This is a genomic window from Corallococcus praedator, from assembly GCF_003612125.1.
GTDB lineage: Bacteria > Myxococcota > Myxococcia > Myxococcales > Myxococcaceae > Corallococcus > Corallococcus praedator.
This window is the reverse complement of record NZ_RAWI01000409.1, coordinates 1-8,112: the sequence shown is the minus strand read 5'-3', so window position 1 is coordinate 8,112 and position 8,112 is coordinate 1. Positions and strand designations below refer to the sequence as shown.

The following is an 8,112-nucleotide window of genomic DNA, read 5'->3' as shown; positions in this document are numbered from 1 at the left end:
GTCCAACTCCACCCCTGGGGCGACGGACGCCTCGAAGCCGTCCACCGCCTCCACCCCGTCCCTGCCCCAGGCGGAGACGCTGACGCCCGTCATCCGCGAGCTGGTCAGCGAGAACAGCCTCCCCGAAGGCATCGTCGTCGAGTTCTCCCGACCGCTGCGCCCGAACAACGAATCCGTCCTGGGCAGTGTGCTGACGCTGTCGCCCTCCGTGGCCGGCAGCCTGTCGTGGACCGGGCCTTCGTCGCTGCGCTTCACCCCGGCGGCCCCCGGCTTCACGGCCGGCGCGACGTACACCGTGTCGGTGGACGCGGTGGGCACCGACGCGGGCGTCGTGAAGCCGCCGTCGGAGCGGGCGTGGCGCTACAACTTCACCACGTACGCCTTCAAGTTCGTCCAGGTGGTCCCCACGCGCATGGACCTGGCCAAGGGCCTCGTGGAGATGAACGTCACCTTCTCCGGCCCCGTGGACCTGGCCGCCGTGCGCTCCCGCTCGAGCTTCCGCGTCGGGGATGCCGCCATCACCGACGTGAAGTGGACCACCCGCGCGGACACGCGCAACTCGCTGTCCGCGGTGCTCACCCACCCGAAGCTGCGGGCCGCGGCCATCGTGCAGTTCGCGCTGAAGGACGGGCTGGAGCAGGCGGGCGCCCCCAACACCCGCGCTCCCGCGGCCAACGCCAGCGTCCCGCTGGCCGGCGGCAAGCGCACGGACATCACCTTCGTCAGCCTCCAGGAGGGCGCCAACGGCTACTTCTTCGAGGTGAGCTGCCGCGACGCGGAGCCGAACGCCGCCCCCAGCCCCGTCGATGAGCAGTGGGATTCGTACTACTACGACGACGACAACCGGGGCTGCTCGCTGAGCGACGCCGTGGCCGCGGAGGCCATCCGCTTCAAGCCCAAGGTGAAGTTCACCGTCGCGCCGTCGCGCCGCGGCTTCCGCATCTTCGGGGACTTCAAGCGCGGCCCGCACACGCTCACCCTCGCGGAGGGCACGCCCACCGTGGGCGGTGGCACCCTGCTGGGCGCCTTCTCTCGCGGCTACTCCGTGCCCGCGCGCGCCCCCCAGGTGCGCTTCTCCACCAGCGGTCGCTACCTGCCGCGCAGCGCGTGGAAGAACCTGCCGCTGCAGCACCTCAACCTGGAGGAGGTGACGCTCACGGTGCGCAACGTGCCGCCGGAGAACCTCGTCTTCTGGATGAGCAACAACTACGACGAGAAGGCGGACGAGCGGACCAGCAACGTGCTGCTGCGCAAGAACGTGCCGCTCAAGTCGACGCCGGACTCGCTGCTCACCACCTACGTGGACGTCGCCTCGCTGGTGCCCGCCACCACGCGCGGCCTGGTGGAGATCACCGCCGAGCGCGGCGAATACCGCGCCGCCTCCCGCATCCTGCTCACCGACCTGAGCCTCGTGGCCAAGAAGGGCGGGCCCGCGCCGGGCTCCAAGGACACAGGCGAGGTCTGGGTCTGGGCGCTGGGCCTGGAGAGCACCGAACCCTTGTCCGGCGTGGAGGTGTCGCTGGTGAAGAAGAGCGGGCAGACCGTGGCCCGCTGCACCACCCAGGGCGACGCCGGCTGCCAGCTCAAGGTGCCCGCGCCCGGCGCGGATGACAGCGAGCCGTTCGCGCTGGTGGCCAGGAAGGGCGATGAGCTGACGTACCTCAAGTACGACGAGCTGAAGACGGAGATCGCCAACTCGGACGTGCAGGGCGAGCCGTACCGCGCCGAGCAGCCCTACCGCGCCTCGCTCTGGTCCGACCGCGGCGTGTACCGCCCCGGTGACACCGCGCACGTGGCCGCGGTGCTGCGCGGCCAGGACAACCTGGCGCCGCCCGTGGGCATGCCGGTGGAGGTGCGCGTCATCGATCCGCGCGAGCGCGAAATCCGCAAGGAGACGCTGAAGACGAACGCGGCGGGCCTCGTGTCGCTGGACCAGACGTTCGCGGCCTTCCAGGACACGGGCCGCTATTCGGTGCGCCTGAAGATCGCCGACCGCGAGGTGGCCTCCTACGGCCTGAGCGTGGAGGAGTTCGTCCCGGAGCGCATGAAGGTGACCGCGGCCACGCAGGCCCCCGGCTACAAGCAGGGCGAGGAGATTCCGGTGGCCGTGGAGGCCGCGTACCTCTTCGGCGGCTCGGCGGAGGGCAGCCCGGTGGAGATGACGTGCCGCCTGGAGTCGGTGCCCTTCAAGCCCAAGCAGAACGGGCAGTACGCCTACGGCATCTGGCGCCAGGACGGCAACGAGCCCCGGCCCGTGACGCTGGGCCAGGTGAAGGGCACGCTGGATGCGAAGGGACAGGCGCTGCTCAAGTGCCCGGCTCAGGCGGCGTCGGGACCCATCAAGGGCGCGACGCGGCTGTCCGCGGTGGCCAGCGTCTTCGAGTCCGGCAGCGGCCGCGCCACCATTGGCGAGGCGAACGTGCCGGTGCACCCGGACGCGTTCTACCTGGGCCTCCAGGCCAACACGCAGAAGGTGAAGGCGGGCACGCCCTTCACGGTGTCGGGCGTGGTGGTGGACTGGAACGGGCAGCTCGTCGCCGACGGCAAGGGGCCGAAGACGGTGGAGCTGGAGTACCAACTGCTGGAGGAGAACTACGGCTACTACTACGACGAGGAATCCGGCTACGAGCGCTACCAGCGCTACCTGCGCCCCCAGCGCGACGGCCAGCTCACGGCGAAGGTGGAGGGCGGCCGGTTCTCCGCCACGGTGACGCCGGGCAATGACGGCGCGGGCTACCTCGTGCGCGCTCGCGCGGGCTCCACCCAGACGGACCTGTCGCTGGAGGGTGACGGCCGCTACTACTGGTACGGCGAGGGCTCGCGCGTGGACCAGACGCCGCGTCCGCTCAAGCCCACCGCGCTGGAGCTGTCGCTGCCGGCGAAGGGCAAGGTGGGCGAGGCCCTCACGGTGAAGGTCAAGGCGCCCTACCGGGGCCGCGTCCTCTTCACGGTGGAGACCGACCGCGTGCTCTTCACCGCGTGGAAGCAGGCGGAGCCCGGGGAGGTGTCCTGGAGCTTCACGCCGACGGAGTACGCGCCCAACGTCTACGTGAGCGCGTTCCTCGTGAAGGATCCGCACCTGGAGTCCGCCAAGGCGTTCATGCCCGACCGCGCCTTCGGCGTGGGCAGCATCGCGCTGGAGCCGGTGGACTTCACCCAGGCCGTCACGCTGACGGTGCCCAAGGAGGTCCGCTCCAACGACACCCTCACCGTGGACCTGGCGGTGGAGGGCGTGGAGGGCCCCACCTTCGCCACCGTGGCGGTGGTGGACGAGGGCATCCTGTCCCTCACGCGCTTCCAGAGTCCGGATCCGCTGAAGGAGATCTTCACCCGGCGCGCGCTGGGCATCCAGACCTTCGAAACGGTGGGCTGGGCGCTGCTCGTGCCGCCCGGAGGCAACTCCAGCTCCACGGGTGGTGACGAGGGCGGCTCGGCGGGCCGCGTGCAGCCCGTCAAGCCGGTGGCGCTGTGGAGCGGCGTGGTGGAGGTGCCGGCCTCCGGCAAGCTGCGCGTGCCCTTCAAGCTGCCGCAGTACCGGGGCGCGGTGCGGGTGATGGTGGTGACGGCGGGCAGCAAGCGCATCGGCCGGGCCAGCGCGCAGGTGCTGGTGCGCGACCCGCTGGTGCTCCAGACGACGCTGCCGCGCTTCCTCACCCAGAACGACGACATCCAGATTCCCGTCTTCGTCACCAACCTGTCCGGCAAGGCGCAGGACGTGAAGGTGACGCTGGCCGCCGAAGCGCTGGCGGTGCCGGGGATGGCGATGCCCGCGGACGTGGGCTCGCCGTTGAAGCTCGCGGGCAAGAACGAGGGCCGTGCCCGGCTGGAGGATGGCAAGTCGCGCACCTTCGTGTTCCAGGGGCGTGCGGTGCAGTCCGTGGGCGCGGCGCGGCTCGTCGTGACGGTGGAGGGCGGTGGCTACACGTCGCGCGAACAACTGGACGTGCCGCTGTCCCCGGCCGGTCCGCGTGAGCGCAAAATCCAGCAGGTGGAGCTGGCGCAGGGCACGACGGACCTGGGGCCGCTGCTTCAGGGCTGGGTGCCCACCACCGAGCGCACCACGGTGTGGGTGACGAACAATCCGTACGCGAAGTCGCTCCAGCACCTTTCGTACCTGGTGCGCTACCCGTACGGCTGCATCGAGCAGACGACGTCCTCCACCCGGCCGCTGCTGTTCGTGAGCCAGTTGGTGGACCGGGTGGACCCCACGCTCGTCTCCACGGCGAAGGTGGAGGACATGGTGCAGTCGGGCATCAACCGGGTGCTGTCGATGCAGACGGCTTCCGGTGGCTTCGCCTACTGGCCGGGTTCGCAGGAGCCCGTGGCCTGGGGCACGGCCTACGCGACGCACATGCTGCTGGACGCGCGCAAGCTGAAGTACCCGGTGCCGGAGGACCGGCTGGACAGCGCGCTCACGTGGCTGGGCAACGAGCTGACCCAGAACGAGGGCAAGCTCGGCCAGGATGACCACTACGGCCAGCACGCGGAGCCGTACATGCATTACGTGCTCGCGTCCGCGGGCAAGGGGCGCAAGGCGCGCGTGCAGGCGCTGGTGACCGCGCTGGACGCGGGCGCGAAGAAGACGCCGCTCACGGGCGAGCAGCAGGAGGACCTGTACCTGCTCAAGGCCGCGCTGTGGCTTTCTGGCGACCGGCGCTACGAGAAGGACCTGCGCAGCCCGGACCTGTCGCCCGTCACCGACGAGCGCAAGAACAACTGGTCGTTCTATTCCGACCGGCGTCGGCGCGGCATGCAGCTGAGCACCTTCCAGGACCTCTTCGGCGACGCGCCGGAGGGTGAGCCGCTGGCGCGCATGGTGGCGACGGCGCTCCAGACGCGCTCGTCGGCGTACTACTCCACGCAGGAACTGGTGTGGGGCATCACCGGCCTGGGCAAGCGGCTGCAGGGCACGGCGACCAGCTTCACGCCTCCCACGCTGACGGCCGGGGGCAAGGCCCTGGCATCCATCGCGGAGAAGGACGCGCGCGTGTCGGACCGCACGTGGTCCCTGGCGCGCGCCAGCGAGCGGACCGGCCTGTCGCTGGAGATGAAGGACAAGGGGACGGGCTCCGTCTACCTCATCGTCAACAGCGAGGGTGTGCGCACCACGCCGGAGGTGAAGGTGGGCGGCCACGGGCTGACGCTCAAGCGCACGTGGCACTCGCTGGACGGCACGGAGCTGGACCTGAAGGCCACGCCGGTGAAGCTGGCGGACCTCATCTACGTGCAACTGGAAGTCACCAACACCACCGGCGAGCGCATCCAGAACATCGCGCTGGTGGACCGGTTGCCGGCGGGCTGGGAGATTGAAAACGCCCGCCTGGGCCGGGGTGGCAGCGTGGAGTGGGTGTCCGAGGAGCAGCAGTGGGCCCCGGACTACGTGAACGTGCGCGACGACCGCATGGAGGTGTTCGGCGCGTTGCAGGCCCGTGAGACGAAGAAGGTCGTCTACGCGGTGCGCGCGGTGACGGCGGGCTCCTTCACGCTGCCGTCCGCGGAGGCCGAGGCGATGTACGACTCCGAGACCTGGGCCCGCGAGTCGGCGGGCACGGTGCAGGTGGTGGGTCCCTGGAAGGACGACCTCCTCTAGGCCCCCATGCGTCGCCTGCGTCTCAGCAAAAGGAAGTGGGTGGGGGGGCTGCTGGCGGGGCTCGTGCTGCTGTGCACGGGCCTCGCGGCGGCCTGGTGGGTGCCGCTGCCGGAGCGGTTGGCCGCGCCCCCCTCGGTGGTGATGGCGTACCGGGATGGCTCGCCCGCGTACGTCTTCCTCGCCCCGGACGAGCGGTGGCGCATCCCCGCGCCGAAGGACCGGGTCGACCGGGCCTATGTCCGCGCCCTGCTGGCGCTGGAGGACAAGCGGTTCTTCCACCATCCGGGCGTGGATCCGCTCGCGGCCCTGCGCGCCGCCGGCCTCAACCTGAGCCGGGGGCGCCGGGTGTCCGGGGCCTCCACGCTGACGATGCAGTTGGTGCGCGTGCTGGAGCCACGGCCGCGCACGTTCACCTCCAAGGTCGTGGAGTCGTTCCGCGCCGCGCAACTGGAGGTGCGGTTGTCGAAAGAAGAGGTGCTGGATGCGTATCTCCAGTTCGTGCCCTACGGCCGCAACGTGGAGGGCGTGGAGGCGGCGGCGCTCGCGTACTTCGGGCACACCGCCGCGCACCTGAGTCCGGCGGAGATCTCCACGCTGCTGGCGGTGCCGCAGAACCCGAACCGGCGCTTCCCGTCGCCGGAGAACACGGCGCGGTTGCGCTCGGCCCGGGATGACATCGCGCGGAGGTTGTTGGAGTCGGGCGGCCTGGGCGTGGACGGCGTGGCGTCCGACGTGGTGCTGGAGGAGGTGCGGGCGACGCAGGTGCCGGACGTGCTGAAGCCCTTCCCCCGGGAAGCGCCGCATGCGGCGGTGTGGCTCAAGGCGCAACGGCCGGAGGAGACGTGGCTGCGCACGACGTTGGATGCGGGCACGCAGCGGCTGGTGGAGCGCACGCTGGCGGACGCGGCCCGGAGGCTGGAGCGGCAGGGCATCCACAACGGCGCGGTGGTGATTGCGGATCGCGACTCCGGCGAGCTGCGCGCGCTGGTGGGCAACTTCGACTTCTTCGACGGGAAGAACGGCGGGCAGATCATCGGCTTCGCCACGCCGCGCTCCCCAGGGTCGGCGCTCAAGCCGCTGCTGTACGCGCTGGGGATTGATCAGGGGCTGGTGGGGCCGGAGACGCTGGTGACGGACATCCCGGTGGCGTACGGCGGCTATTCGCCGCGCAACTTCGACGGGCGCTTCCAGGGGCTCGTGCGCATGGAGTCCGCGCTGTCGCAGTCACTCAACCTGCCGTTCGTGAGGCTCCTGGAGCGGCTGGGCGTGGAGGGCTTCCTGGGCTCGCTGCGACAGGCGGGCGTCACCAGCCTGGATCCGCACCCGGGGCACTACGGCCTGTCCGCGGCGGTAGGTGGACTGGAACTCACGCCGCTGGAGCTCGCGGGCATCTACCTGGCGCTGGCGGGGGATGGACGGGCCCGGCCGCTGCGGGTGCTGGAGGAGGAGGCCGCGCCCGCGAAGAAGGCCGGTGCGCTGGTGTCACCGGGCGCGGCGTGGCTGACGCGGCAGGCGTTGTCGCTGCGCGACCGGCCGGACTTTCCGGAGCGGCGGCGGCTGACGGGGCTTCCGGCGCGGGTGCACTGGAAGACGGGCACGAGCTTCGGCAACCGGGATGCGTGGGCGGCGGGTTCGGGGCCGAAGCACACGGCGGTGGTGTGGTTGGGCAACTTCAACCACGCGTCCAGCGTCCACCTGGTGGGCGCGGAGAACGCGGCCCCGCTGTTGTTCGACATCCTGGAGGGCGTGGGGCCGCGCGGCGCGATGCTTCAGGAGGAGGACGTCGCGCCGCCGAAGGACCTGGTGCGCGTGGAGGTGTGCGCGTATTCGGGGCACCTGCCGACGGACGCGTGCACGCAGCGCAAGACGGTGGACGCGGTGCGCACGGCGGTGCCGACGGCGCCGTGTCCGTATCACCACCGGGTGGAGGTGGACGTGGAGTCCGGCCTGTCGGTGGGGCCGAGCTGCCGCGCGGGGCGCCGGACGGAGTCCCGCGTGTACCTGACGTGGCCGGCGAGCCTGCGCCGGTGGCTCGCGGAGCAGCAGCGCCAGTTGCCGGAGCCGCCCCCGCTCGCGCCCGGCTGCGTGGCGGGAGGGGAGCGCGACACGCCCATCATCCTCTCGCCCCCGGAAGGACAGGTGGCGCTGCTCATCCCGGGCATGTCCGCGAGGGAGCAGGAGGTGCCGCTGGAGGCGGAGGCCGCGCAGGACCGCGAGCTGACCTGGTTCGTGGACGGCGCCTTCCTGGGCACCGCGCGCGCCGCCGAGCGCCTCTGGTGGCAGCCGTCGGTGGGCACGCACGACATCCTCGTCACCGACGACCGGGGCCTCACCGCCCGCCGCACGCTGGTGGTGCGCGAGCGCGAGTGAAGCACGCTCAAGTTCCGCGAACGCCCTCGGCCACCCGCCGCGCCAGCGCCACGCCACTGAGGAACGCACCCTCCACGCGAGGCCCCGCGCACCAGTCACCGCAAGCGCCCAGCCCCGCAGCCGCGTCATACAGGGCGGGCGTGTCCAGGGGC

General features: G+C 71.3%; 2 protein-coding genes. Both read left to right on the top strand.

All coding sequences use genetic code 11. The annotated features are described in order from the left end of the window. Window positions 1-5,590: Ig-like domain-containing alpha-2-macroglobulin family protein (locus tag D7Y13_RS34450; RefSeq protein ID WP_120630917.1), on the top strand; the 5,590-nt coding region annotated here is incomplete at its 5' end. Between the two features lie 6 nt (window positions 5,591-5,596). Then, complete coding sequence (pbpC, locus tag D7Y13_RS34445; RefSeq protein ID WP_120585087.1) at window positions 5,597-7,960, top strand: penicillin-binding protein 1C; 2,364 nt, start codon at window positions 5,597-5,599, stop codon at window positions 7,958-7,960. Window positions 7,961-8,112: the final 152 nt, after the last annotated feature.